We start from the raw sequence: 23,202 nt of genomic DNA, 5'->3' as shown, positions 1-23,202 counted from the left end.
GTGGTCGCAGCAACACGGAGGGGTGGATGGCTGTCGGCGTTTTCGATTCGGGGCTGGGCGGGCTGACCGTCCATCAGGCCATTGCCCGCCGCATGCCGGATCTGCCGCTGGTCTATCTGGGCGACAACGCCCATGCCCCCTATGGGGTGCGCACTGCGGACAATATCTATGAGCTGACCTGCCGCGCGGTCGAGCGGCTGTGGGACGAGGGCTGCGACCTGGTGATCCTGGCCTGCAACACCGCCAGCGCCGCCGCTCTGCGCCGGATGCAGGAAAACTGGCTGCCGCCGGGCAAGCGGGTGCTGGGGGTGTTCGTGCCGCTGATCGAGGCGATGACCGAACGGCAATGGGGCGACAACTCGCCCCCGCGCGAGGTCGCGGTCCGGCATGTGGCGCTGTTCGCCACCCCCGCCACCGTCGCCAGCCGCGCCTTTCAGCGCGAACTGGCGTTCCGCGCCATCGGCGTCGATGTCGAGGCGCAGCCCTGCGGCGGCGTCGTCGACGCGATCGAGGACGGCGACGAGATGCTGGCCGAGGCGCTGGTGCGTTCCCATGTCGAGGCCCTCAAGCGCCGGATGCCGCACCCCGAGGCCGCGATCCTCGGCTGCACCCATTACCCGCTGATGGAGCAGACCTTCCGCGAGGCGCTGGGCGAGGGGGTGCGGGTGTTCTCGCAGGCCGATCTGGTGGCCGAGAGCCTCGAGGATTATCTGCACCGCCGCCCCGAGTTCATCGGCCCCGGCACCAGCTCGCGCTTTCTGACCACCGGCGATCCCGCCCGGGTCACCGCCAAGGCGACGCAGTTTCTGCGCCAGTCCATCCAATTCGAATCTGCCTGAATAGACAGGGGAAATACCATGAAATCCCTCAAGAAGAAGCGCCGGGTCCAGGTCCTGATCGCGACCGCGGTGGCGCTGCTGATCGCCACCGTGCTGATCGGCTACGGCTTCCGCGACGGGATCAACCTCTATCGCTCGCCCAGCCAGCTGGCCGAGAATCCTCCGGCCGCGGGCGAGGTGTTCCGGCTGGGTGGCATGGTCGAGGAAGGCTCGCTGCTGCGAGGCGAAGGCACCACCGTCAGCTTTGCGGTCACCGATGGCGGCGACACGGTGCAGGTCAGCTTTACCGGCGTCCTGCCTGATCTTTTCGCCGAGAACTCGGGGATGATCGGCACCGGCCAGATGGTCGACGGGGTGTTCGTCGCCTCGGAGATCCTGGCCAAGCATGACGAGGATTACATGCCCCGCGAACTGGTCGATTCGCTGGAGCAGCATTCCTATCAGGCGCCGAACAGCTGACGCCGCGCCGCCAGCTGCCACCCCTGCAACGCTCGCATCGTTAAGAAAGCCTTAACCGGATCGGGCAACCCTGCCGCCCTTGGACGAAAGGGGGCAGGGATGCAGACAGTCGAACAGCTCGCGGCCGCGATCGTGGCGCGCGAGGGGGGGTATGTGAACGACCCCGACGACCCCGGCGGCGCCACCAATTTCGGGGTCACCATCGGGACCATGCACAGCCTGGGGCTGGACCTGGACGGCAACGGGCGCGTGGAAGCAGCGGATCTGCGCAAGCTGGACCGCGCCCGCGCCGCGCAGATCTATATCGAGCATTATTTCCGCAAGCCCGGGCTGGACCGGCTGCCGCAGGCGCTGCAGGCCAGCGTCTTCGACATGCAGGTGAACGCCGGCGCCAATGCGGTGAAGATCCTGCAGCGGCTGGTCGCGCGCATGGGGTTCGCCTGTGCCGACGACGGCATCGTCGGGCCCCGGACCGAGGCCGCCGCCCGCGCTGCCGCCGCGGCCGCGCCCGCCCATATCGCCGACGCCTACGGCATCGCCCGGCGCAATTATTACTACGCCCTTGCCGATGCCCGCCCCGCCAGCCGCAAATACGCCCGCCGCAAGGACGGCGGCAAGGGCGGCTGGATCACCCGCGCCGAGGAGTTCATCTCGGCCCGCTATCACCTGACCGACGCGCAGCACCGCGAAAGGACCGCGACATGGGCCTGATCGACCGACTGACCAGCCGCAGCCAGCAGATTTCCACCGCCGCCGGGGCTGCCGCCCGGGTGGCGCAGGCGCTGGCCGCGCGAAAAGTGGCACCCAGCCGCGACGCGGCCGAGGGTCTGGCCCGCATCGAGGCCGAGTTCGCCCGCGGCGGTTTCGACGGGCTGGTGAATGCGCTCAACCGCCTGCCGCGGCCGCTGCTGATGCTGGGCGCGGTGGCGGTCGGGGGCTACGCGATGCTGGACCCCGAGGGCTTTGCCGCGCGGGTCGAGGCGATGGCCGGGATGCCCGAGCCGCTGTGGTGGCTGTCGGGCGCAATGCTGGGGCTGCATTTCGTCGGGCGCGAGGGGCATTACTGGCGCAACCGCCTGCGCGGGAACCCGGAGGCACCGGCGGGGGCCGGGGCGGCCGTGGACGAGCCGACCGGGGCGGGGCTGACCGGGGGCGAGGATGCGCCGACAGAGCCTCGGGCTGTCCCGCCGGAGGGTGACGGTTTTGCCGACAATGCGGCCTTGCGGGACTGGGCAGGGGGTATCGCCGCCACGACGCAGCGTTGACGGGGCGCCGAGCCGTCCCGGCAGAACCGTGGCAGGGGGGCTGTCCGCCCCCCTGTTGCCTTCGGCAACTCCCCCCGAGGATATTTGCCAACCGCCCGAAGTCCGCCGGGACACTTCGGGTGAGCGGCGGCGTTGACGGGGCTGTGACACTCGGCCCCGCAGGCGGGGCTGGTCGCGCGGCCGCGCAGGGCTTACTGTAACCCCCGGTTCCTACGTTGGGGGTTTTTCCGTATGATTGCCGAAACCGGGCATTTCGCGCTGATCCTCGCGCTGGGAATCGCGCTGTTCCAGACTGTCGTGCCGATGCTGGGGGCCGCGCGCGGCCATGCCGCCTGGATGGACAGCGCCCGCCCCGCCGCGGTCGCGCAGTTCGGGCTGCTGGCCATCGCCTTTGCGGCGCTGACCTGGTCCTTCGTCACCTCGGATTTCAGCGTGGCGCTGGTCTATGAAAACAGCCACTCGGCCAAGCCGATGCTTTACAAGATCACCGGCGTCTGGGGGAACCACGAAGGCTCGATGCTGCTGTGGGTGCTGATCCTGGCGCTGTTCGGGGCCGCCGCGGCGGTGTTCGGCGAACATCTGCCGCCCGGGCTGCGGGCAAGGGTGCTGTCGGTGCAGGGCGCGATCGGGGCGGCGTTCCTGGCGTTCATCATCTTCACCTCGAACCCCTTCGTGCGGATGCCGCTGCCGGCCTTTGACGGGCGCGACCTGAACCCGCTGCTGCAGGACCCCGGGCTCGCCTTCCATCCGCCGTTCCTCTACCTCGGCTATGTCGGGCTTTCGATGTCCTTCAGCTTTGCGGTGGCCGCACTGATCGAGGGGCGGGTGGACGCCGCCTGGGCGCGCTGGGTGCGGCCGTGGACGCTGGCCGCCTGGGTGTTCCTGACCATCGGCATCGCGCTGGGGTCGTGGTGGGCCTATTACGAGCTGGGCTGGGGCGGGTTCTGGTTCTGGGATCCGGTGGAAAACGCCAGCTTCATGCCCTGGCTGTTCGCCGCGGCGCTGCTGCATTCCGCCATCGTCGTGGAAAAGCGCGAGACCCTGAAAAGCTGGACCATCCTGCTGGCCATCGTCGCATTCGGGTTTTCGCTGATCGGCACCTTCATCGTGCGTTCGGGGGTGATTACCTCGGTCCACAGCTTTGCCAGCGACCCGGCGCGCGGGGTGTTCATCCTGGCGATCCTGGCGCTGTTCGTGGGCGGTGCGCTGACGCTGTTTGCCGCCCGCGCCGGGGCGATGACCGCCAAGGGCGTGTTCTCGCCCGTCTCGCGCGAGGGGGCGCTGCTGCTGAACAACATGCTGCTGGCCGTGGCCTCGCTGGTGGTGTTCATCGGCACGATCTGGCCGCTGGTGGCCGAGATGTTCTGGGCCCGCAAGCTGTCGGTGGGGGCGCCGTTCTTCAACCAGGCCTTCACCCCCTTCATGGTGGTGCTGGCCATCGTGCTGCCGATCGGCGCCATCCTGCCGTGGAAACGCGGCAAGCTGGGCCGCGCCGTGCGCACACTGGTTCCGGCAGTGGTCTTGGCGGTGGCGGTGGCGGCGCTGACCTATGCGGTCTCAACCGGCAACAGCGGGCTGGCGGTGGTCGGCGCGGCGCTGGGGTCTTGGCTGATCGCGGGCGCCGCGGTCGACATCTGGCAGCGCGCCGGCGGACAGGCCGGGCGGCTGGCGCGGCTGCCGCGCGCCGACTGGGGCCGGGTGGTGGCCCATGCCGGGCTGGGGGTGACCTTCATCGGCATCAGCCTGCTGATGGCCTGGTCGGTCGAGGATATCCGCGTCGCGCGCGAGGGCGAAAGCTTCGAGGTCGCCGGCTATCACATCACCCTGGTCGACGTCTCCGAGATGCCCGGGCCGAACTACATCTCGACCACCGCCACCATGCGGGTCGAGCGGGGCGGGCGGCAGGTGGCGATGCTCTATCCCGAAAAGCGGGTCTATCCGGTGCAGTCGATGCCGACGACCGAGGCCTCGATCCGCACCTCGGTGTTCGGCGACATCTATCTGGTGATCGGCGACGCGCAGCAGGGCGGCGGCTGGGCGGTGCGCAGCTATATCAAGCCCTTTGCCTTCTGGCTGTGGCTGGGCTGCGGGCTGATGGCGCTGGGCGGGCTGATCAGCCTGACCGACCGGCGCTGGCGGGTGGCGGTGCCGGCCCGCCGGGCCGCACCCGTGCGCGCGGTGGCCGCGGAATGAGCGCGCGGCTGAGGGGCGCGCGGCTGGCGCTGGCGGTGCTGGCGCTGGGGATCGCGCAGGGCGCCTGGGCGGTGCAGCCCGACGAGGTGCTGGCCGACCCGGGGCTGGAACACCGCGCCCGCCAGATCGGGCAGGTGCTGCGCTGCCCGGTCTGCCAGGGCGAGAACATCGACGAATCGAATGCGCCGATCAGCCGCGACCTGCGGCTTTACGTGCGCGAGCGGCTGGTCGAGGGCGACAGCGACGCCGAGGTCATCCAGGCAGTGACCGAGCGCTATGGCGAATACGTGCTGTTCGAGCCGCGGCCCGAGGGCGCGAACCTGATCCTCTACTGGGCGGGGCCGCTGATGGCGCTGGTGGCGCTGCTGGCGGGGATCCTGTTCCTGCGCGGCCGCCGCCCCGAGACCGCGCCCGCCCCGCAGGCGCTGACGCCCGAGGAACGCGCCCGGCTCGACGCGCTGATGCGCGATCAGGACAGCTGAAGGAACCGCGTCTCGGCGTTGCGGTTGTCGAAGAACGGCACGCTGAGCGGCACCGACAGCGGCCCGGGCCCGGCCTCGGCCACCAGCTGCGCGATCTCGGCCAGCACCACCTCGGTGATGAAGGGCAGGTCCAGCGCGCGGGCCTCGGCCAGCGGCACCCAGTGCAGGTGGCTCAGCTCGTCGCAGGCGGCCGAGAAATCCTCGCGGTCGCCGACGATGTTGCGTGCGTCGATCAGGAAGAACCGCGCGTCGAAGCGGCGCGGCCGCCCGGGGGGCGTGATCGCGCGGAACACGAACAGCAGCGGATCGTCGGCGGTGGGGGCCAGCTGCAGGCCGGTTTCCTCGGCCATCTCGCGCATGGCGGCGCCGGCCAGCGCATCGGGGTCGATGGCGGCCGCTGTCACCGGATGCGCCGCCAGCCGGGCGCGGCAGGCGTCCGACAGCGCGTCGCGGCAGCCCTCGCCGTCGCCGGGATCGACCGCGCCGCCGGGAAACACGTATTTCGAGGGCATGAACGCCGCCCCCGCGCCGCGCATCCCCATCAGCACCGACGGCCCGTCCGCGCGGTCGCGGTCGACCAGGATCACCGTGGCGGCGTCGCGGATGCGGTCGGGGGCGGGTTTCGTGGCGGGGGTCGGGGCAGCGGGTGCCAGCCCGGCGTCGCCGGGGCTTCGGGGCAGCGGCGCCTCGGTCATGGTTCGGGGGCCCGGTCGGGCTGGCCGCCGAAGCCGTGCATCCGCTTGGCCCATTGCATCCCCACGAACCCGCCCTTGATGATCGGCAGCAGGATCAGCGAGGCGACCAGCGCGCCCCCCAGGAAGGTCGCCACCAGCAGCTCGGTCGAGGGGCGGTAGATCATGTAGATCGCCAGCAGCAGCGCGGTGGCGATATGCGAGACGATGAGGATGGTCAGATACGCCGGCCCGTCATCGGCGCGGTGGTGGTGCAGCGCCTCGCCGCAGCCGCTGCAATGGTCCTTGACCCGCAGATAGCCCGAAAACATCCGCGCGTCCCCGCAGGACGGGCAACGCCCCGAGGCGCCGCGCCGCATCGCTTCCCCGAGAGGCCGGTCGGGAAGCACCGGATCGCTGAGTGCAGTCATGTCATTCCTTCGGCATTGTTCGGAAGGAAAGATAGGCACTGCCCGCGCCGGACGCCACCGCCATCTGCAACATTTCGCCGCAGAAGGCGGGAAGGGGGGGCTTCTGCGCTGGACACGGTGCACCGAGTCATCTGGCGGGAACGCAGGTTTCGGGGCGATTTCTGGTGGCCGCCTAATCCGGCGTCGGAAGCCAGCGGGATATCTGCCAAGAGCGGCGGCTCCGGCGCCGCGGCCCGAGCGGGGCGTTGCCCCGGCCTTTCTCGCTGAAACAGTTCACCGGACCATCCGGCGAGAAAACAGCCGTGGGGCTGTTTTCTGATCCGCCTTCCATTGCGTGCACTCGGAAAGCCCGGGATATCTAGCAAGAGGGCAGAGTCGCGGACCCAGCGCCACGGCCGGACGGGGGCGGTGCCCCGGGTCGCTGCCGCAGCCTTCCTCGCTGAAAACGGTCCATGGGACCATCCGGTGGGAAAATAGCCTCGTGGGCTGTTTTCTGATCCGCCTCCTATTCCGGGCGCTCGGAAGCCCCGGGATATTTCTGCAAGGAAGAAGGAGCGGGGCCGCCGAGGGCGGAAGGTGGAGTTGGAGGGACGCGGCGGCGAATCGGTGCGGCCGGAGGAGGGGGCGACCGACGTGCGGTCACCCCCGTCGGGGCTCAGCCGCGCAGGATCGAGCGGCCGGCGTATTCGGCGGTGGCGCCCAGCATTTCCTCGATGCGGATCAGTTGGTTGTATTTCGCCAGCCGGTCCGAGCGGGCAAGGCTGCCGGTCTTGATCTGGCCGCAGTTGGTGGCGACGGCGAGGTCGGCGATGGTGGCGTCCTCGGTCTCGCCCGAGCGGTGCGACATCACCGAGGTGTAGCCCGCGCGGTCGGCCATCATCACCGCGTCCAGGGTCTCGGACAGGGTGCCGATCTGGTTGACCTTGACCAGCAGGCTGTTGCCGCAGCCCTTGGCGATGCCTTCGGCCAGCCGCGCCGGGTTGGTCACGAACAGGTCGTCGCCGACCAGCTGCACGCGATCGCCCAGCCGCTCGGTCAGCAGTTGCCAGCCGTCCCAGTCGTCCTCGGCGCAGCCGTCCTCGATCGACAGGATCGGATAATCGGCGCAGAGCGCGGCCAGGTAATCGACGTTCTCGGCCGAGGTCAGGGTCTTGCCCTCGCCCTTCATCTCATAGCGGCCGTTCTTGAAATATTCGGTCGAGGCGCAGTCCAGCGCCAGCATGATGTCGTCGCCGGGCTTGTAGCCCGCCTTTTCCACCGCCCGCAGGATGAAATCCAGCGCGTCGCGGGCCGAGGACAGGTTGGGGGCAAAGCCGCCCTCGTCGCCGATGCCGGTGGACAGGCCCGCGGCCGAGAGTTCCTTTTTCAGCGTGTGGAACACCTCGGCGCCCATGCGCACGGCCTCGCGGATATTGTCCGCGGAAACCGGCATGATCATGAACTCCTGGATGTCGATGGGGTTGTCGGCATGTTCGCCGCCGTTGATGATGTTCATCATCGGCACCGGCAGGATGCGCGCGCCGGTGCCGCCGACATAGCGGTAAAGCGGCTGCGCGGTCGCGTCGGCTGCCGCCTTGGCCACCGCCAGCGACACGCCCAGGATCGCATTCGCGCCCAGCCGGGACTTGTTGGGGGTTCCGTCCAGCTCGCACATCATCAGGTCGATGGCGCGCTGCTCGGTCGCGTCCTCGCCGATCAGGTTCTCGGCCAGCTCGCCGTTGACGGATGCCACGGCTTCCAGCACGCCCTTGCCCAGGTAGCGCGCCTTGTCGCCGTCGCGCTTTTCCACCGCCTCATGCGCGCCGGTCGACGCGCCCGAGGGCACGGCGGCGCGGCCCATGGTGCCGTCTTCCAGCGTCACGTCGACCTCGACCGTGGGGTTGCCGCGGCTGTCGAGGATCTCGCGCGCGAAGATGTCGATGATGGCGGTCATGGGGCAAGTCCTGTGCTGAGAGGCGGGATTTGCCCGCGTCTTAGCCGCTCGGCCCGCCCGGAGGAACCCCGTCCGCCGCTGTTTGCGCAACCAGCGCGCGGTTGTAGTCGGAAACATTGTCGGCCGCACGCAGCGGCCGGTCGTCGGGCAGCGCCGGGCGGGTGACATGCAGGTCGGCCCAGATCGGCAGGTGGTCCGAGGCCATGCGCGCGAGCGGCGTGTCCAGTACCCCGCTGGCCGCCACGGTGACGCCGGGCGACACCGCGATCCGGTCCAGCCGCAGCTGCGGCGCCAGCGCCGGCCAGCTGCGCCCCGGGGCGATCACGTCCAGATCGGTCAGCGCCTCGAGCCCGCGTTCGCCGTGCCATTCGTTGAAATCCCCGGTCAGCACCACCGAGCCGCCGTCCAGCCGCCCCGCCTTGGCCGCCAGCCGCGCCAGCTGCGCCCGCCGCGACGAGCGCATCAGCCCCAGATGCACCGCCATCACCGTCAGCCCCGGCAGATGCAGCGCCACCGCGCCGCGCGGCTCGATCCCCGGCAGCGCCACGGGGCGCGATCGCGCCACCGCCGCCAGCTCCGGGCGCAGCAGGATGGTCTGCCCGTGCCAGCCCAGCGACTGGTCCGAGGTGCGGCGGTGCTGCATCGGCACCAGCCCGGTGCGGGCCTGGATCAGCTGGCGGGGCAGGGCCTCGGGGCGGTCGCCCATGCGGAAATCGACCTCTTGCAGCGCTACGATATCGGCGCCCAGTTCGGCGATGACGTCGAGGTTGCGTTCGGGCGCAAAGGGGCCGAACGAGCCGCGGCATTTATGCAGGTTGTAGCTGGCAAGTCGAATGCGCATGGGTCTTTCCCGGTCGGTCAGGTGCCGCAATAGGTGACGCGGACTTCCTGTCCCGGCGCGGGCGGATCGGCCAGGTCGGCCCAGTCCGGGCGGTCGTCGAAGGGCTGGGTCACCGCCGCGACCAGCCGGTGGAAGGGCGCGAAATCGCCCTCAAACCCGGCGTCGATGGCTTGCTGGATGCGGTGGTTGCGGGGGATACGGACGGGGCTGGCCCCGGCTGCAAGCCCGAGATCGGGGCTGCGCGCCTGCCAGTCCTGCGCCCAGGCGTCGAAGGGGGCGGGGTCGCGGAACTCGTCGCGGGCGGCGCCGGTGGCCAGTCCACGGAACACCCGGGTGAAATCGGCCTGCTGCGCGGCCATCAGCGCCAGCAGCCGTTCGACCAGCGCCCGGTCCGCCTCGGTCGGCTGCGCCAGCCCCAGCTTGGCGCCGAAGCGTCTCAGCCAGGCGGCGTCGTAAAGCGCGGGAAAGCCGTGGACGATGCGGGTGGCCTGCGGCACCGCCGCATCGGCGTCGCCCATCAGCGGCAGCAGGCAGGAGGCGAGCTGCGCCAGATTCCACACCGCCACATGCGGCTGTTCCGACCAGGCATAGCGCCCGGCCCGGTCGATCGATGAAAACACGCGGTCCGGGTGGAACCCATCCATGAAGGCGCAGGGGCCGTAGTCGATGGTTTCACCTGAAACCGCCATGTTGTCGGTGTTCATCACCCCGTGGATGAACCCCAGCGCCATCCATTGCGCGATGGTCTCGGCCTGCGCCGCGACCACGCGCTCCAGCAGCTGCATGGGGGATTGCGCCTCGGGGTAGTGGCGGTCGATCACATGCTCGGCCAGCGCCCGCAGCCGGTCCACGTCGCCGCGAATGGCGAAGAACTCGAATGTGCCGACGCGGATGTGGCTGGATGCCACGCGGGTCAGCACCGCGCCGGGCAGGGGTGCCTCGCGCCACACGGTCTCGCCGGTCAGGGCGGCGGCCAGGGCGCGGGTGGTGGGGACGCCGGCGGCGGCCATGAACTCGCTGACCGCATATTCGCGCAGCACCGGACCCAGCCACGACCGCCCGTCGCCGCGGCGCGAAAACGGGGTCGGGCCGGAGCCTTTCAGCTGCAGGTCGAAGCGCGCCCCGTCCGGGGCCACCACCTCGCCCAGCAGCACCGCGCGCCCGTCGCCCAGCTGCGGCGACAGCCCGCCGAACTGGTGGCCGGCATAGGCCTGCGCGATGGGCTCGGCGCCCGGGGGGGCGGCGTTGCCCGCCACCATCGCCAGCCCCTGCGGGCCGCGCAGCCAGTCGGGGTCGATCCCCAGCCGCCGCGCCAGACCCTCGTTCACCGCGATCAGCGCCGGTCCCGGCACCGGGGTCGGCGCGGTCCGCGTATAGAAGCCGGGGCCGAGCCGGGCATAGGAATTGTCGAAGGCGATGGGCTGGGTCATTCCGACCATGTGGGTAAAGCGGCCGCGGATTGTAAGGGCGGGACGCGTCGGGTGGGGGCTCTGCCCCCGCGCTGCGCGCTCCCCCGGGATATTTAGGACCGCCCGAATCTGCCAGAGCCGCTGCTTGCGAACGGGGGGCGGCGCGCGTATCCCTGCAAGACCATGCCAGGGAAGCCGCGATGAAGTTCCTCGATCTAGCCAAGGTCTATATCCGCTCGGGCGGCGGCGGGGCGGGCTGCGTGTCCTTCCGGCGCGAGAAGTTCATCGAATACGGCGGCCCTGACGGCGGCGACGGCGGCCGCGGCGGTGATGTCTGGGCCGAGGCGGTGGACGGGCTGAACACGCTGATCGATTTCCGCTATCAGCAGCATTTCTTCGCCAAGTCCGGCCAGCACGGCATGGGCAGCCAGCGCACCGGCGCCAGCGGCGACGACATCGTGCTGAAGGTCCCGGCCGGGACCGAGATCCTCGACGAGGATCAGGAGACCGTCATCGCCGACCTGACCGAGCCGGGGCAGCGGGTGCTGCTGGCCAAGGGCGGCAACGGCGGCTTTGGCAACCTGCATTTCAAGACCTCGACCAACCGGGCGCCGCGCCGGGCCAACCCCGGCCTGCCGGGGGTGGAGCGCACGCTGTGGCTGCGGCTGAAGCTGATCGCCGATGCCGGGCTGGTGGGGCTGCCGAATGCGGGGAAATCGACGTTTCTGGCGGCGGTGTCGAACGCGCGCCCCAAGATCGCCGATTACCCCTTTACCACGCTGGTGCCGAATCTTGGCGTGGTGGGGATCGACGGGCATGAGTTCGTGATGGCCGACATCCCCGGGCTGATCGAGGGCGCCAGCGAAGGCCGGGGCCTCGGCGACCAGTTCCTGGGCCATGTGGAGCGTTCCAACGTGCTGCTGCATCTGGTCGACGGCACGTCCGAGGACGTGGCGGCGGACGCGCGCACCATCCTGACCGAGCTGGCCGCCTATTCCCCGGTGCTGGCGGAAAAGCCCCGCATCACCGTGCTGAACAAGATCGACGCGCTGGACGACGAGACAAGGGCCGAGCGTCTGGCCGCGCTGCAGGCCGAGATCGGCGGTCCGGTGATGACCATGTCCGGCGTGTCCCGCGAGGGGGTGACCGAGGTGCTGCGCGCGCTGTGGGCGCAGATCGAGCCGACCCGCGCCACCCGGGCCGACGATGCGGAGCCGTGGCGGCCATGAGCCTGGCGGCAGAGACGGCAGTGGCGACCCCCGATATCGCCCGGGTCCGGCGGCTGGTGGTCAAGATCGGCAGCGCGCTGCTGGTGGACGACGCCGGGCTGCGCGAGGGCTGGCTGCGCGGCTTGTGCGCGGATGTGGCCGAATGGCGCGCGCGCGGGGCCGATGTGGTGCTGGTCTCCTCGGGCTCGATCGCGCTGGGGCGGCGGGTGCTGGGCCTGCAGGCGGGGGCGCTGACGCTGGAACAAAGCCAGGCGGCGGCGGCGGTCGGGCAGATCCGCCTTGCCCGCGCCTATGAGGAGATGCTGGCCCCGCATGGCGTGATCACCGCGCAGATCCTGGTGACGCTGGAGGATACCGAGAATCGCCGCCGCTACCTCAACAGCCGCGCGACGGTGGAAACCCTGCTGGGCCTCGGCGTGGTGCCGATCGTGAACGAGAACGACACCGTCGCCACCGACGAGATCCGCTATGGCGACAACGACCGGCTGGCAGCGCAGATCGCGGTGACCTGCGGCGCCGACCAGCTGCTGCTGCTGTCCGACGTGGACGGGCTTTATACCGCGAACCCCAAGACCGACCCCAGCGCCCGGCATCTGCCGGTGGTGGCGCATCTGACCCCCGAGATCGAGGCGATGGGCGGCGACCCCGTCTCGGGGCTGTCCAAGGGCGGGATGAAGACCAAGCTGATGGCGGCGCGCACCGCCGTGTCCGGCGGCTGTGCCATGGCGATCGCCGAGGGCTCGGTGATCCGGCCGCTGTCGGCGGTGGCGCAGGGCGCGCGGGTAACCTGGTTCCTGCCCGAGGGCGACCCGCAGGCGGCCCGCAAGCGCTGGATCGCGGCGATGAAGCCGAGGGGAGAGCTGGTGGTGGATGCAGGCGCCGCAAGGGCGCTGGCGAACGGGCGTTCGCTGCTGCCGGCGGGCGTGCGGCAGGTCAGCGGCGTGTTTCACCGCGGCGATCCGGTGCTGATCCGCGGCCCCTCGGGCGCGGCGCTGGCGCAGGGGCTGGCGCGCTACGATTCCACCGACGCCGCCCGCATCGCCGGAAGGCGCAGCGAGGAAATCGCCGCGATCCTCGGCGGCAACATCCGCGCCGCGCTGGTTCACCGCGACGACATGGCGGTCAACCGCTGAACCGCCGCAGGGGGGCTGTCTGCCCCCCATCGCCTGACGGCGATTCCCCCCGAGGATATTTGCGGACAGAAGAGGTGCGCCGCGGGGGCGCTGTCTTTGGCGTGAAAATATCCCGGGGGATCGTCGTATACGACGATGGGGCTGGCCCCCGCTTGCTGCGGCTCAGGCGCGGCCGTAGGCCTCGGCCATGGCGATCTCGATCGCTTCTTGCGGCGAGGGCTGGCCCCAGCAGGCCAGCTGGAAGGCCGGGTAGAAACGTTCGCAGGATTCGATGGCGCCGCGGATCATGTGGTCGATCTGCTCGGTGCCGGCCAGCGCCTCGCCCGCCAGCACCAGCCCGTAGCGCCACACCATCAGCCGCTGCTGCGTCCAATAGGTGAAGCTGCCGTCCCAGACCTCGTCATTGGCCAGGTTCAGCACCTCGTAAAGCGCCGGCATCCGCGCCTGCGGCGGGTCGAGGTCGAAGCTGCAGATCAGCCGCAGCATCTCTTCGCGCGGCGACCAGGCGAGGGTCAGGGAATAGTTGCGCCACTGGCCCTCGACCGCCATGGCGATCTGGTCGTCGGCCAGCCGGTCGAAGTCCCAGGCGCGGCGGGCGGCGACGATCTCGGCGATGTCGATCGGGTGGATCTCGTCGCTGTGGATGAAGTGGTCCAGCTGGCCCATGTTGCGCTCGCCTCTGTATCGGACATCGGGGTTTATCCCCAACCTGTTGTCGCGCCCACAATACCGCGAGGTGCTGGGCCTGCCTCATACCATATATTGGTCTGGCAGAATGGGCGTGAAGTAAAGCGGTATTTCCGCCGCGCTGCGCGGGGACGGCGGATTTTTGCGGCCGTCGGGTGCCGGTTTCCGGGCCGGAAAGCCGCCGGCGCCTTGCATCATTCGCCCCCTCTTGCCACATCGGGGCGACGACAGGGGCAGGGACCACAGGCAGGAACGACCGGATGCAGAAGATCCCATTGGCCGAGCGGCCCGGCTGGCGCGAGCGTGCGGCCGAGCTTGGCTTCACCTTCGCCGACATGGGCGGCGAGCCCTATTGGGACGAGACCTCGGCCTATCGCTTCACCCTGTCCCAGATCGAGGACGACATCGAGGACCCGTCGACCGAGCTGCACGGGATGTGCCGCGAGGCGGTGGCCCATGCGGTGGGGTCCGAGGAATGGCTGACCCGGCTGGAGATTCCCCGCGCGCATTGGGATTTCGTCGAACGCGCCTGGAGCAATGGCGAGCCCGAGCTTTATGGCCGCTTCGACCTTGCCTATGACGGCAGCGGCCCGGCGAAGCTGTTGGAATACAACGCCGACACGCCGACCTCGCTGTACGAATCCGCGTCATTCCAGTGGCTGTGGTTCGAGGAAAGCCGCGATGCCGGCGCATTGGGCCCGGGCACCGACCAGTTCAACCGCATCCACGAGGCGCTGGCCGAACGCTGGGCCGCGATCTGCGCCCCCGGCGAGCATGTGCATTTCGCCGCCGACAAGGACAATCCCGAGGATTACGCCACCGTCGAGGCGCTGGCCTGGGCCGCGCGCGAGGCGGGGCTGGGCGCGCATTTCACCGCGCTGTCGGACATCGGCCTGACCGACGAGGGCCAGCTGGCCGACGACCAGGACCGGGTGATCGGCACGCTGTTCAAGCTGTATCCGTGGGAAGACATGCTGCGCGACGAGTTCGCGCCGAACCTGCAGCTCTCGCAGACCCGCTTCATCGAGCCGCCGTGGAAGGCGGTGCTGTCGAACAAGGGGCTGCTGCCGCTGCTGTGGCACCTGTTCCCCGACCACCCCAACCTGCTGCCCGCCTTCTTCCAGGCGGATATTGAGGCCGCGCGGCGGGGCGACGCGACGCCCTTTGCCGACGCCATCGCCGCGGCCGGGCCGGTGCTGGCGCGCGGCCATGTGGTCAAGCCGATCTTCTCGCGCGAGGGCGCGGGGGTGGTGATGGTCGAGGGCGGCCGGGAAACCGCCCGCGCCCCCGACGACAGCTATTCCCACCACCCGCAGGTGGTGCAGGCGCTGGCGCTGCTGCCCGCGTTCGACGGGTTCCACCCGGTGCTGGGCGCCTGGATCGTCGGCGAGGACTGCGTGGGGCTGGGGCTGCGTGAGGACCGCGCCCGCATCACCCACAACCTGTCCCGCTTCAAGCCGCATTTCATCGAAGGGTAAGGCCATGACCGCAACCTCCGACCTCGCCGAAACCGCCACCTCGCGCCGCAAGCGCTCGCGCCATGTCGCGCTGATGCTGGCGGGCGCCGCCGTGCTGACGCTGGCCGCCTGCGAAGAGGACAAGGTCGACGCGCAGGCCTTCCCCGACCTCGACAGCTGCCTGGCGGCGGCGCAGACGGACGGGCTGTGGTTCACGGCGGACGACTGCCGCAACCAGTTCGCCGCCGCGGCGCAGGAACACCTGGAAACCGCGCCGCGCTATGAATCGCGCGAGCTGTGCGAGCAGGAACACGGCGCCGGCGCCTGCGGGGCCGACCCGGCGGCGGGCGGCGAACAGGCCGCGCAGGGCGGGGGCGGCGGCTTCAGCTTCATGCCGCTGCTGGTGGGCTACATGATGGGTTCGATGCTGTCGCGGGGCGGCGGTGTCTTCAGCCAGCCGATGGTGCGCACCCCGACCGGCTATTCCACCCCCTCGGGCAACCAGAGCTTCGCCAGCAACTCGGGCGCGGGCAGGGTGCCGGCCACCACCTTCAACCGCGCGCCCTCGACCATCGGCAAGGCGCCGATGACCCGCGCCCAGGTCGCGCAGCGCGGCGGCTTCGGCGCCGCCGCCACCTCGCGCACCGCGACCGGAGGCGCCCGCAGCTCGGGCGGCTGAGCCCCTGCGGCTGTTTCATCTTGCCTCGGGTATCTCGGGCCTTCGAGCGCCCGGAATGGAAGGCAGATCGGAAAACAGCCCGCAAGGCTGTTTCCCAGCCGGATGGTCCGGTGGGCCGTTTTCAGCGAGGAAGACTGCGGCAGCCGGCGGGGGAGAGCTCCGGCCCAGGGCGGGAACAGGAGGTGGATCCGGGAACAGCCCCAAGGCTGCCCTCCGCACCCCCGCGCGCGTCCGCCCTTGCACCTTGCCGCCGATAGTCGCAGGGTCCGCCGGTATTTCGTCCGCAAGCAGGCCCGCCATGACTCCCGCCGAACAATCCGTCCGAATCCGCGAAATCTGTGCGCTGGCGCCGGTGATTCCGGTGCTGGTGATCGAGGACGCCGCCTGGGCGGTGCCGCTGGCGCAGGCGCTGGTCGCGGGCGGGCTGCCGGTGCTCGAGGTGACGCTGCGCACCCCCGACGCGCTTGCGGCGATCACCGCCATGGCCGCGGTGCCGGGCGCGGTGGTGGGGGCGGGGACGGTGCTGAACGCGCAGGACGCGCGCCGCGCCGCCGCGGCCGGGGCGCGGTTCGCGGTCTCGCCGGGGCTGACGCCCACGCTGGCCGCGGCCTGCACCGACTCGGCGCTGCCGCTGCTGCCCGGGGTCGCCACCGCGTCCGAGGCGATGGCGGCGCAAGAAGCCGGGTTCGACGCGCTCAAGTTCTTTCCGGCCGGGCCGGCGGGTGGCGCGGGTTATCTCAAGGCGCTGGCCGGGCCGCTGCCGGCGCTGGGTTTCTGCCCGACCGGCGGGGTCTCGGCGCAGAACGCCACCGCCTATCTCAGCCTGCCGAACGTGCTCTGCGTCGGCGGCAGCTGGGTCGCACCCGAGGCGATGATGTGCGCGGGCGACTGGGCGGGGATCGAGGCGCTGGCCCGCCAGGCGGCCGAGCTGGGCGCGGCCGAGCCGGGCGCCGGGGCGGGAAAATGACCGCCGCGGTCGCCGACACCCCCGAAAACCGGCGCCGCGCCTGGTCGAACCTGTGGGTGCTGACCACCGCGCAGGCGGTGATCGGGGCGCAGATGTCGATGGTGTTCATCACCGCCGGGCTTGCGGGGGCGATGATCGCGCCGAACCCGTGCTTCGCGACGCTGCCGGTGTCGATGACCATGCTCGGTTCGGCAGTATCGGCGCGGCTCTTGTCGGGGTTCATGGCAAGGCACGGGCGGCGGCTGGGGTTCACCCTGGCCTGCATGGTCGCGGCGCTGGGGGCGGGGGTGGCCTTTGCCGGGCTGCAGAAGGGCAGCTTCGTGCTGTTCACGCTCGGCTGCACCCTGATCGGCGCCTATATGTCGGCGCAGGGGTTCTTCCGCTTTGCCGCCGCCGATGTCGCGCCCGAGACGCTGCAGCCGCGCATGATCAGCCTGGTGCAGGCGGGGGGGCTGGTTTCGGCGCTGATCGGGCCGCAGCTGGCCAGCATCACGGCGGAAGCCTCGGCCGTGCCCTTCGCGACCACCTTTGCCGCCATCATCGGGCTGAACCTGCTGGGGCCGGTGATATTTTCGATGCTGCGCATCCCGGTACCCGAGCGGCGGGGCGCGAATGCCCCCGGCGCCGGCGGGCGCAGCACCGCGGAACTGCTGCGCACCCCGGAAATCGCCGTCGCGATCATCTGCGCGATGGTCTCCTATGCGCTGATGAACCTGGTGATGACCTCGACGCCGCTGGCGATCGTGGGCTGCGGCTTCGGCACCTCCGAGGCGGCGAACGTCACGGCGGCGCATATCATCGCCATGTTCGCCCCGGCCTTCTTCACCGGCAGCCTGATCACCCGCTTCGGCGCGGAACGGGTGGTCGCGACCGGGCTGGTGATCCTGGCGGCGGCGGGGGCGGTGGCGCTCAGCGGGGTGTCGCTGGACAAGTTCTACCTGGCGCTGATCCTGCTGGGGCTGGGCTGGAACTTCGGCTTCATCGGCGCGACCGCCATGGTCACCGCCGCCCACCGCCCCGAGGAACGCGGCCGCGTGCAGGGCATCAACGACACCATCGTGTTCGGCGGGGTGTTCCTGGCCTCGCTGTCCTCGGGGGCGCTGATGGGCTGCAGCGGCGGCACCGCCGAGCAGGGCTGGTCGGCGGTCAACATGGCGATGGTGCCGTTCCTGATCCTGGCCGGCGGGGCGCTGATCTGGCTGACCCTGCGCCCGCGCGAGATCGCGTGAAACCGGCATCGCCGCAAAGGATGGCGGCCGGAATCGGGTATTTGGGCCAGAAAGAAACCCCGTTTCCCTTCGGCGGCAGGGCTTCTTTCTGGTCCAAATACCCATGCAACCGCGACGCGGGCGCACGGATGCCGCCTTGGCGAGCGTCAGAACAGCGAGCCCTGGTCCGGTTTCGGGCGCTTGGCCCGTGCGGGGCGTGCGGGCGGGGGCTCGGCCGCGGGCCGCGCCGGAACCCGGCCGTCGTGGAACTCCAGCTCCAGCGCGGCGGCGCTGGCGGCGGTGGCGGCCGAGGTGATCAGCTGCCCCTCGGGGCCGCGCACGATGGCGAAGCCGCGCCTGAGCGTCTCGGCATGGCCCAGGGTCTGGCGCAGCCGGTCGAGGGAGTCCAGCGCCGCGCGGCGTTCCGCCGTCAGCCTTGGGGCCAGCGCATCGAGCCGCCGTCCAGCCTCGGCCAGCCGGGCGCTTGCGTCCAGCTGGCTGCGCCGCGTCCGGGTCTGCACTGCGTCCAGCCGCGCAGAGGCTGAGGCGAGCTGCCGCTGCGCCGCAATCTGCGCCACCCTGACCGCACCCGGGCGCAGCACCGGCAGCGCGGTCCGGCGGCGTTGCAGGTCGCGCGCGGGGGCCTGCGCCAGCGCCATCCCGGCGCGGGTCAGGGCCTCGCGGCGGCTGGCTATGAACTGGCGCAGCGCTGACAGCGGCAGATGCAGCGAATCGGCGCGGTGACGGCAGTCGCGCACGAAGCCGCGCAGTGCTGATTCCAGCCGTGGCCCGGTCAGGTCCAGCCGCTGCCGCGCCGGTTCCGTCAGCGCCTGCGGCCGCCCCAGCGCGCGACCCATGTCGCCCAGCCGCTGCGCGGGCAGCTCGATCCGCGCGCGCACGCTACGCAGCAGCCGCGCCTGCGTCTCGGTCAGCCGCGCGGCCAGGTCGGCCAGCACCGGCACCGCCATTTCCGCCGCCGCCGTCGGCGTGGGCGCGCGCAGGTCGGCGGCGTGGTCGATCAGCGTGGTGTCGGTTTCGTGGCCCACCGCGGAAATCAGCGGGATCGTCCCCGCCGCCACCGCGCGGATCACCGCTTCGTCGTTGAAGCCCCACAGATCCTCGACCGAGCCGCCGCCGCGCGCGACGATGATCAGGTCGGGGCGCGGCACCGGCCCGCCCGGCGCGATCGCGTTCAGCCGGGTGATCGCGTCGGCCACCTGCGGCGCACAGGCGCTGCCCTGCACCGCCACCGGCCAGATCAGCACCCGCGACGGAAAGCGGTCGCGCAGCCGGTGCAGGATGTCGCGGATCACCGCCCCCGAGGGCGAGGTCACCACCGCGATCACCCCCGGCAGGAACGGGATCACCCGCTTGCGGGCGGGGTCGAACAGCCCCTCGGCCGCCAGCGCCCGGCGGCGCTGTTCCAGCATCGCCATCAGCGCGCCCACGCCCGCGGGCTCGATCTGCTCGACGATCAGCTGGTATTTCGACTGGCCGGGATAGGTGGTCAGCCGGCCGGTGGCGATGATCTCCATTCCCTCTTCGGGGCGATGTGTCAGCCGCCCCGCCTGCGCCCGCCAGCAGATCGCGGCGATGCAGGCATTGTCGTCCTTGAGGTCGAAGTAGAGGTGCCCCGAGGCCGGGCGCGACACCCGCCCCACCTCTCCGCGCACGCGCACGCGGCCGAACTCGCCCTCGATCACGCGCTTCACCGCGCCGGAAAGCTCGGAAACGCTCAGCGCCGGGGCATTGCCGCCCCCTCCTCCGGGGGTATCGTCTTCGAACAGATCCATCCCCGCTAGATGGACCGGCGCGGCGCGCGGGGCAAGCCGGGGGGTCTGGACAGCGCGGCGCGGATCGTTACCCCTTGAGCCCTGAACAAGCTAGGAGGGGAAGGGCCGATGGAGCTGACGCATCTGAACCAGCGCGGGCTGGTGCTGGTCGGCTGCGGCCGCATGGGCGGCGCGCTGTTGCAAGGCTGGCTGGCGCGCGGGCTGGCGCCGGGGGCGGTGCATGTCGTCGACCCCAATGCCCCCGCCTGGGTGGCCGAACGCGGGGTTTCGGTCAACGGGGCGCTGCCTGCGGACCCGGAGGTGCTGGTGCTGGCGGTCAAGCCGCAGATGATGGGCGACGTGCTGGCGGGGCTTGGGGGCGCTGCCGGGACGCTGGTGATCTCGGTCGCTGCGGGGGTGACGCTGGCGGCTTACGGGCGCGCCTTTCCGGGGGCCGCGGTGGTGCGGGCGATGCCCAACACCCCGGCCGCGATCGGGCAGGGGATCACCGCCATCGTCGGCAATGCGCAGGCCGATGCCGCGGCGCTGGATCTGGCGCAGGCGCTGATGGAGGCCGTGGGCCGCGTGGTGCGGCTGGAGGACGAATCGCAGATGGATGCGGTGACGGCGGTTTCCGGCTCGGGCCCGGCCTATGTGTTCCACCTGATCGAGACGCTGGCCGCCGCCGGCCAGGCCGAGGGGCTGCCGGCGGAGCTGGCGCTGGACCTCGCCCGCGCCACCGTCGCCGGCGCCGGGGCGCTGGCCATGGCCGAGGGCGGCGATCCCGCGCGGCTGCGCGAGGCGGTGACCTCGCCCGCCGGGACCACCGCGGCGGGGCTTTCGCAGCTGATGGACCCGGAAACCGGGCTGGGGCCGCTGATGAGGCGCACCGTCGCCGCCGCCGCCGCCCGCGGGCGGGAGCTGGGGCAATGAGCGACGCTGCGGCCGCGACCCCGCAGATCGCCTGGGACGATTTCGCCCGCGTCGATATCCGCGTCGGCACCGTGGTCCGCGCCGAGCCCTACCCCGAGGCCCGGGTCCCCGCGATCAAGCTGTGGGTGGATTTCGGCGAGCTGGGCGAAAAGCGCAGCTCGGCGCAGATCACCCGCCATTACGACCCGGCCGAGCTGATCGGGCGGCAGGTGCTCGCCGTGGTCAATTTTCCGCCGCGCCAGATCGGCAAGGTCCGCTCCGAGGTGCTGGTGCTGGGCCTGCCCGATGCGGCGGGCGAGGTGGTTCTGATCGGCCCCGACCGGCCGGTCCCCGATGGGGGGAGGCTTTACTGATGCGGCTGCTGGTGACACGGCGGATGACCGAGCGCGCCGAGGCGGCAATTTCGGCCGAGTTCGACGCCGATTTCCGCGACGAGACCACCCCCCTGACCGAGGCCGAGGCGCTGGAAGCGCTGCGCGACTATGATGCGGTGCTGCCGACGCTGGGCGATTCGTTCAACACCTCGGTGTTGGGGGCAGGGGATTTGCGGGCAAGGATGCTGGCCAATTTCGGCGCCGGCTACAACCACATCGACGTCGAGGCCGCGCGCGCCGCCGGGATCGTGGTCAGCAACACCCCCGAAGTGGTGACGGAATCCACCGCTGATATTGCGCTGGCGCTGATCCTGATGGTGGCGCGCCGCGCGGGTGAGGGCGAGCGGCTGGTCCGCGCCGGCGGCTGGACCGGCTGGCACCCGACCCAGATGCTGGGCCGCCACGTTTCAGGTGCAACGGTGGGCATCGTCGGCATGGGCCGCATCGGCCAGGCCATCGCCCGGCGCTGCCATCACGGTTTCGGGATGCGGGTGGTGTTCCACAACCGCTCGGTGGTCTCGGGGCTGGAGTTCCCGGCGACGCAGCTGCCGCTGCCCGAGGTGCTGGCGCAGGCGGATTTCGTGGTGCTGGCGGTGCCCGGCGGCGGCGCCAGCCGGCATCTGATCGGCGCGCCCGAGCTGGCGGCGATGCAGCGGGACGCGTTCCTGATCAACATCGCCCGCGGCGACGTGGTGGACGAGGCGGCGCTGATCGCGGCCCTGCAAGAGGGCAGGATCGCCGGCGCCGGGCTGGACGTCTATGAGCGCGAGCCGCAGGTTCCCGCGGCGCTGGTCGCGCTGGAAAACGTGGTGCTGCTGCCGCATCTGGGCACCGCCGCCGAGGAGGTGCGCACCGCCATGGCGCTGCGGGCGCTGGACAACCTGCTGGCCTGGCGCGCGGGGCGGAAACCGGGGGACCTTGTGGCCTGAGCCCTCCGCCTTCGGAACCATCCCCGGAACGGAGACGTTCAATTCCCGCAAACGCAACCGCACAACGGAGACTGCGCAATGAATTGGGATGTCATCGAAGGCAAATGGGGTCAGCTCAAGGGTTCGGTCAAGGAACAATGGGGCGACCTGACCGATGACGAGCTGACCGAGATCGACGGCAAGCGCGACAAGCTGGCCGGCAAGCTGCAGGAACGCTATGGCTGGGCCAAGGACGAGGTCGAGACCCGGATGAACGATTTCTTCGGCCGCCACATGTGATCCGGGCCATGGCCGGATGAGGAGGAGGCGCCTTGCGGGGCGCCTCTTTTGCATTCATGCGCCTGCGGTGGCAGCGCGGTCGCTGGCGGGGGGCCACCCCCGGCCGCTGCCGCGGCCTTCCTCGCTGAAAACAGCCCACTGGACCATCCGGCGGGAAAACAGCCTTGCGGGCTGATTTCGGATCCGCCTCCTATTCCGGGCGCTCGGAAGCCCCTAGGATATTTGGGGCAAGATGAAAGGGCTTGGATGGCGGTGAGGGAAGCGGGCGTGACGGAATACCGGCGTTATGCGGTTTATGATCCAGGGCCGGCGGCGCTGGCGGCGTTCGGGGCGGAATGGCTGGGCTGGGACCCGCTGCGCGGGTGCGAGACCCGGGGTCTGGGCAGGGCGCTGGCCGCCACCCCGCGCCGCTACGGGTTTCACGCCACCATCAAGGCGCCGTTCCGGCTGGCGCCGGGCTGTTCGCCCGCGGCGCTGGTGGCAGGGTTTGAACGGCTCTGTGCCGGGCTGGCGCCGGTCGCGGCCGAGCCCGGGTTGCAGCTGCGGCGCATCGCCGGGGTGCTGGCGCTGCTGTTCAAGCCGCAGCCCGCCGCCGTTACCGCGCTGGCCGCCGAGGTGGTACGCGGGCTGGACGGCTTCCGGGCGCCCCTGACCCCCGAGGACCGCGCCCGCCGCCGCCCCGAACTGCTGACCGCGGCGCAGCGCGCGCTGCTGGACCGCTGGGGCTACCCTTGGGTGATGGAGGAGTTCCGCTATCACATGACCCTGACCGGCGCCCTGTCCGCGGCCGAGGAAGCCGAGGCGCGGCAGCGGTTGCAGCCGCTGCTGGCGGGTCTGCTGCCGCAACCGCATCCGATCACCGCGCTGGCGCTGATGGGCGAGGATGCAGAGGGGCGGTTCCACCTGCTGCACCAGGCCGAACTGCGCGGCTGAGGGGCTGCGGCCCGTAACGCCACCGGCCGGGCTGCGCGGTTGAGAGGGCAGGAAACCGGGTTGAGCAAGCGCCCGGCCCATGACGCCGCGGGGCCGGGT

24 protein-coding genes are annotated in these 23,202 nt (G+C 71.0%); 17 read left to right on the top strand and 7 right to left on the bottom strand.

Features of this window, described 5'->3' with window-relative positions; genetic code table 11:
* Positions 1–26: 26 nt before the first annotated feature.
* From BUB57_RS00685 to BUB57_RS00660, 6 genes are all read left to right on the top strand, one after another.
* Entirely contained in the window at positions 27–839 is an 813-nt protein-coding gene (locus tag BUB57_RS00685) for a glutamate racemase (protein WP_073060426.1), read from the top strand.
* Positions 840–857: 18 nt separating this feature from the next.
* A complete protein-coding gene (gene ccmE, locus BUB57_RS00680) occupies positions 858–1,298 on the top strand; it encodes a cytochrome c maturation protein CcmE (RefSeq protein WP_073060422.1) in 441 nt (146 codons plus the stop codon).
* A 99-nt stretch (positions 1,299–1,397) separates the two neighbouring features.
* The gene (locus tag BUB57_RS00675; RefSeq protein WP_073060418.1) at positions 1,398–2,009 is read left to right on the top strand and encodes a holin-associated N-acetylmuramidase; all 612 of its coding nucleotides are present in this window, start codon (positions 1,398–1,400) and stop codon (positions 2,007–2,009) included.
* Positions 2,000–2,563, top strand: coding sequence for a 3TM-type holin (locus tag BUB57_RS00670; RefSeq protein ID WP_073060416.1), 564 nt, complete (start codon positions 2,000–2,002; stop codon positions 2,561–2,563). The genes BUB57_RS00675 and BUB57_RS00670 overlap by 10 nt, the downstream gene beginning before the upstream one ends.
* 231 nt (positions 2,564–2,794) lie before the next feature.
* Positions 2,795–4,756: a heme lyase CcmF/NrfE family subunit gene (locus BUB57_RS00665; protein WP_073060413.1), complete on the top strand. Its 1,962-nt coding sequence runs from the start codon at positions 2,795–2,797 to the stop codon at positions 4,754–4,756.
* Positions 4,753–5,238 (top strand): cytochrome c-type biogenesis protein, encoded by a 486-nt coding sequence (locus BUB57_RS00660; RefSeq protein ID WP_073060410.1) that lies wholly within the window; start codon positions 4,753–4,755, stop codon positions 5,236–5,238. The genes BUB57_RS00665 and BUB57_RS00660 overlap by 4 nt, the downstream gene beginning before the upstream one ends.
* Here BUB57_RS00660 and BUB57_RS00655 read toward each other — a convergent pair.
* From BUB57_RS00655 to BUB57_RS00635, 5 genes are all read right to left on the bottom strand, one after another.
* The gene (locus tag BUB57_RS00655; RefSeq protein ID WP_159435539.1) at positions 5,226–5,933 is read right to left on the bottom strand and encodes an NUDIX hydrolase; all 708 of its coding nucleotides are present in this window, start codon (positions 5,931–5,933) and stop codon (positions 5,226–5,228) included. The two genes, BUB57_RS00660 and BUB57_RS00655, sit on opposite strands and share 13 nt — an antisense overlap.
* Positions 5,930–6,340 (bottom strand): DUF983 domain-containing protein, encoded by a 411-nt coding sequence (locus tag BUB57_RS00650; RefSeq protein WP_073060407.1) that lies wholly within the window; start codon positions 6,338–6,340, stop codon positions 5,930–5,932. The genes BUB57_RS00655 and BUB57_RS00650 overlap by 4 nt, the downstream gene beginning before the upstream one ends.
* Before the next feature lie 655 nt (positions 6,341–6,995).
* On the bottom strand, positions 6,996–8,273 hold the full coding sequence (gene eno / locus BUB57_RS00645) for a phosphopyruvate hydratase (RefSeq protein WP_073060404.1): 1,278 nt from the start codon (positions 8,271–8,273) through the stop codon (positions 6,996–6,998).
* A 40-nt stretch (positions 8,274–8,313) separates the two neighbouring features.
* Complete coding sequence (locus BUB57_RS00640; RefSeq protein WP_073060401.1) at positions 8,314–9,114, bottom strand: endonuclease/exonuclease/phosphatase family protein; 801 nt, start codon at positions 9,112–9,114, stop codon at positions 8,314–8,316.
* Positions 9,115–9,131: 17 nt separating this feature from the next.
* A complete protein-coding gene (locus BUB57_RS00635) occupies positions 9,132–10,544 on the bottom strand; it encodes a protein adenylyltransferase SelO (protein WP_073060398.1) in 1,413 nt (470 codons plus the stop codon).
* Between the two features lie 179 nt (positions 10,545–10,723).
* Here BUB57_RS00635 and obgE point away from each other — a divergent pair, with 179 nt between their 5' ends.
* Both obgE and proB read left to right on the top strand, forming a co-directional pair.
* The gene (gene obgE, locus BUB57_RS00630) at positions 10,724–11,752 is read left to right on the top strand and encodes a GTPase ObgE (protein ID WP_073060394.1); all 1,029 of its coding nucleotides are present in this window, start codon (positions 10,724–10,726) and stop codon (positions 11,750–11,752) included.
* Positions 11,749–12,885, top strand: coding sequence for a glutamate 5-kinase (proB, locus tag BUB57_RS00625; protein WP_073060391.1), 1,137 nt, complete (start codon positions 11,749–11,751; stop codon positions 12,883–12,885). Before obgE ends, proB begins: the two co-directional genes overlap by 4 nt.
* 162 nt (positions 12,886–13,047) lie before the next feature.
* On the opposite strand, the gene BUB57_RS00620 is transcribed toward proB, so the two are convergent.
* A complete protein-coding gene (locus BUB57_RS00620) occupies positions 13,048–13,551 on the bottom strand; it encodes a type III secretion system chaperone family protein (protein WP_073060388.1) in 504 nt (167 codons plus the stop codon).
* Positions 13,552–13,832: 281 nt separating this feature from the next.
* Here BUB57_RS00620 and BUB57_RS00615 point away from each other — a divergent pair, with 281 nt between their 5' ends.
* The 4 genes from BUB57_RS00615 (at position 13,833) to BUB57_RS00600 (ending at position 17,904) form a co-directional block, all read left to right on the top strand.
* Entirely contained in the window at positions 13,833–15,050 is a 1,218-nt protein-coding gene (locus BUB57_RS00615; RefSeq protein WP_073060383.1) for a glutathionylspermidine synthase family protein, read from the top strand.
* A gap of 4 nt (positions 15,051–15,054) precedes the next feature.
* The gene (locus tag BUB57_RS00610) at positions 15,055–15,708 is read left to right on the top strand and encodes a DUF1190 domain-containing protein (protein WP_073060381.1); all 654 of its coding nucleotides are present in this window, start codon (positions 15,055–15,057) and stop codon (positions 15,706–15,708) included.
* 298 nt (positions 15,709–16,006) lie between these two features.
* Positions 16,007–16,675 (top strand): bifunctional 4-hydroxy-2-oxoglutarate aldolase/2-dehydro-3-deoxy-phosphogluconate aldolase, encoded by a 669-nt coding sequence (gene eda, locus BUB57_RS00605; RefSeq protein WP_073060378.1) that lies wholly within the window; start codon positions 16,007–16,009, stop codon positions 16,673–16,675.
* Positions 16,672–17,904 carry an MFS transporter gene (locus tag BUB57_RS00600; RefSeq protein ID WP_073060374.1) on the top strand — a complete coding sequence of 411 codons (1,233 nt, stop codon included), beginning with the start codon at positions 16,672–16,674 and terminating at the stop codon, positions 17,902–17,904. Before eda ends, BUB57_RS00600 begins: the two co-directional genes overlap by 4 nt.
* Before the next feature lie 146 nt (positions 17,905–18,050).
* On the opposite strand, the gene xseA is transcribed toward BUB57_RS00600, so the two are convergent.
* Positions 18,051–19,676, bottom strand: a complete 1,626-nt coding sequence (xseA, locus tag BUB57_RS00595; RefSeq protein ID WP_073060370.1) for an exodeoxyribonuclease VII large subunit — start codon at positions 19,674–19,676, stop codon at positions 18,051–18,053.
* A 108-nt stretch (positions 19,677–19,784) separates the two neighbouring features.
* On the opposite strand from xseA, the gene proC reads away from it, so the two are divergent.
* From proC to BUB57_RS00570, 5 genes are all read left to right on the top strand, one after another.
* Positions 19,785–20,588 (top strand): pyrroline-5-carboxylate reductase, encoded by an 804-nt coding sequence (proC, locus tag BUB57_RS00590; protein ID WP_073060366.1) that lies wholly within the window; start codon positions 19,785–19,787, stop codon positions 20,586–20,588.
* On the top strand, positions 20,585–20,941 hold the full coding sequence (locus BUB57_RS00585; RefSeq protein ID WP_073060363.1) for a tRNA-binding protein: 357 nt from the start codon (positions 20,585–20,587) through the stop codon (positions 20,939–20,941). The genes proC and BUB57_RS00585 overlap by 4 nt, the downstream gene beginning before the upstream one ends.
* Positions 20,941–21,891, top strand: coding sequence for a 2-hydroxyacid dehydrogenase (locus BUB57_RS00580; RefSeq protein WP_073060360.1), 951 nt, complete (start codon positions 20,941–20,943; stop codon positions 21,889–21,891). The genes BUB57_RS00585 and BUB57_RS00580 overlap by 1 nt, the downstream gene beginning before the upstream one ends.
* A 78-nt stretch (positions 21,892–21,969) precedes the next feature.
* Positions 21,970–22,170, top strand: coding sequence for a CsbD family protein (locus BUB57_RS00575; protein ID WP_073060357.1), 201 nt, complete (start codon positions 21,970–21,972; stop codon positions 22,168–22,170).
* A 246-nt stretch (positions 22,171–22,416) separates the two neighbouring features.
* Positions 22,417–23,103: a DUF1045 domain-containing protein gene (locus tag BUB57_RS00570; RefSeq protein ID WP_073060355.1), complete on the top strand. Its 687-nt coding sequence runs from the start codon at positions 22,417–22,419 to the stop codon at positions 23,101–23,103.
* Positions 23,104–23,202 lie beyond the last annotated feature (99 nt).

The organism is Paracoccus solventivorans (assembly GCF_900142875.1).
GTDB lineage: Bacteria > Pseudomonadota > Alphaproteobacteria > Rhodobacterales > Rhodobacteraceae > Paracoccus > Paracoccus solventivorans.
This window is presented reverse-complemented; position numbering and strand designations above follow the sequence as displayed.

What these genes read in the sequence shown, in the direction of transcription:
- obgE (WP_073060394.1), top strand. Translation starts at nt 10,724, where the DNA reads ATGAAGTTCCTCGATCTAGCCAAGGTCTATATCCGCTCGGGCGGCGGC.
- eda (WP_073060378.1), top strand. Translation starts at nt 16,007, where the DNA reads ATGACTCCCGCCGAACAATCCGTCCGAATCCGCGAAATCTGTGCGCTG.
- BUB57_RS00620 (WP_073060388.1), bottom strand. Translation starts at nt 13,551, where the DNA reads ATGGGCCAGCTGGACCACTTCATCCACAGCGACGAGATCCACCCGATC.
- xseA (WP_073060370.1), bottom strand. Translation starts at nt 19,676, where the DNA reads ATGGATCTGTTCGAAGACGATACCCCCGGAGGAGGGGGCGGCAATGCC.
- BUB57_RS00610 (WP_073060381.1), top strand. Translation starts at nt 15,055, where the DNA reads ATGACCGCAACCTCCGACCTCGCCGAAACCGCCACCTCGCGCCGCAAG.
- BUB57_RS00655 (WP_159435539.1), bottom strand. Translation starts at nt 5,933, where the DNA reads ATGACCGAGGCGCCGCTGCCCCGAAGCCCCGGCGACGCCGGGCTGGCA.
- BUB57_RS00665 (WP_073060413.1), top strand. Translation starts at nt 2,795, where the DNA reads ATGATTGCCGAAACCGGGCATTTCGCGCTGATCCTCGCGCTGGGAATC.
- proC (WP_073060366.1), top strand. Translation starts at nt 19,785, where the DNA reads ATGGAGCTGACGCATCTGAACCAGCGCGGGCTGGTGCTGGTCGGCTGC.
- BUB57_RS00635 (WP_073060398.1), bottom strand. Translation starts at nt 10,544, where the DNA reads ATGACCCAGCCCATCGCCTTCGACAATTCCTATGCCCGGCTCGGCCCC.
- BUB57_RS00640 (WP_073060401.1), bottom strand. Translation starts at nt 9,114, where the DNA reads ATGCGCATTCGACTTGCCAGCTACAACCTGCATAAATGCCGCGGCTCG.
- BUB57_RS00675 (WP_073060418.1), top strand. Translation starts at nt 1,398, where the DNA reads ATGCAGACAGTCGAACAGCTCGCGGCCGCGATCGTGGCGCGCGAGGGG.
- BUB57_RS00615 (WP_073060383.1), top strand. Translation starts at nt 13,833, where the DNA reads ATGCAGAAGATCCCATTGGCCGAGCGGCCCGGCTGGCGCGAGCGTGCG.
- BUB57_RS00570 (WP_073060355.1), top strand. Translation starts at nt 22,417, where the DNA reads ATGGCGGTGAGGGAAGCGGGCGTGACGGAATACCGGCGTTATGCGGTT.
- BUB57_RS00685 (WP_073060426.1), top strand. Translation starts at nt 27, where the DNA reads ATGGCTGTCGGCGTTTTCGATTCGGGGCTGGGCGGGCTGACCGTCCAT.
- BUB57_RS00585 (WP_073060363.1), top strand. Translation starts at nt 20,585, where the DNA reads ATGAGCGACGCTGCGGCCGCGACCCCGCAGATCGCCTGGGACGATTTC.
- BUB57_RS00660 (WP_073060410.1), top strand. Translation starts at nt 4,753, where the DNA reads ATGAGCGCGCGGCTGAGGGGCGCGCGGCTGGCGCTGGCGGTGCTGGCG.
- BUB57_RS00600 (WP_073060374.1), top strand. Translation starts at nt 16,672, where the DNA reads ATGACCGCCGCGGTCGCCGACACCCCCGAAAACCGGCGCCGCGCCTGG.
- eno (WP_073060404.1), bottom strand. Translation starts at nt 8,273, where the DNA reads ATGACCGCCATCATCGACATCTTCGCGCGCGAGATCCTCGACAGCCGC.
- BUB57_RS00650 (WP_073060407.1), bottom strand. Translation starts at nt 6,340, where the DNA reads ATGACTGCACTCAGCGATCCGGTGCTTCCCGACCGGCCTCTCGGGGAA.
- proB (WP_073060391.1), top strand. Translation starts at nt 11,749, where the DNA reads ATGAGCCTGGCGGCAGAGACGGCAGTGGCGACCCCCGATATCGCCCGG.
- BUB57_RS00575 (WP_073060357.1), top strand. Translation starts at nt 21,970, where the DNA reads ATGAATTGGGATGTCATCGAAGGCAAATGGGGTCAGCTCAAGGGTTCG.
- ccmE (WP_073060422.1), top strand. Translation starts at nt 858, where the DNA reads ATGAAATCCCTCAAGAAGAAGCGCCGGGTCCAGGTCCTGATCGCGACC.
- BUB57_RS00580 (WP_073060360.1), top strand. Translation starts at nt 20,941, where the DNA reads ATGCGGCTGCTGGTGACACGGCGGATGACCGAGCGCGCCGAGGCGGCA.
- BUB57_RS00670 (WP_073060416.1), top strand. Translation starts at nt 2,000, where the DNA reads ATGGGCCTGATCGACCGACTGACCAGCCGCAGCCAGCAGATTTCCACC.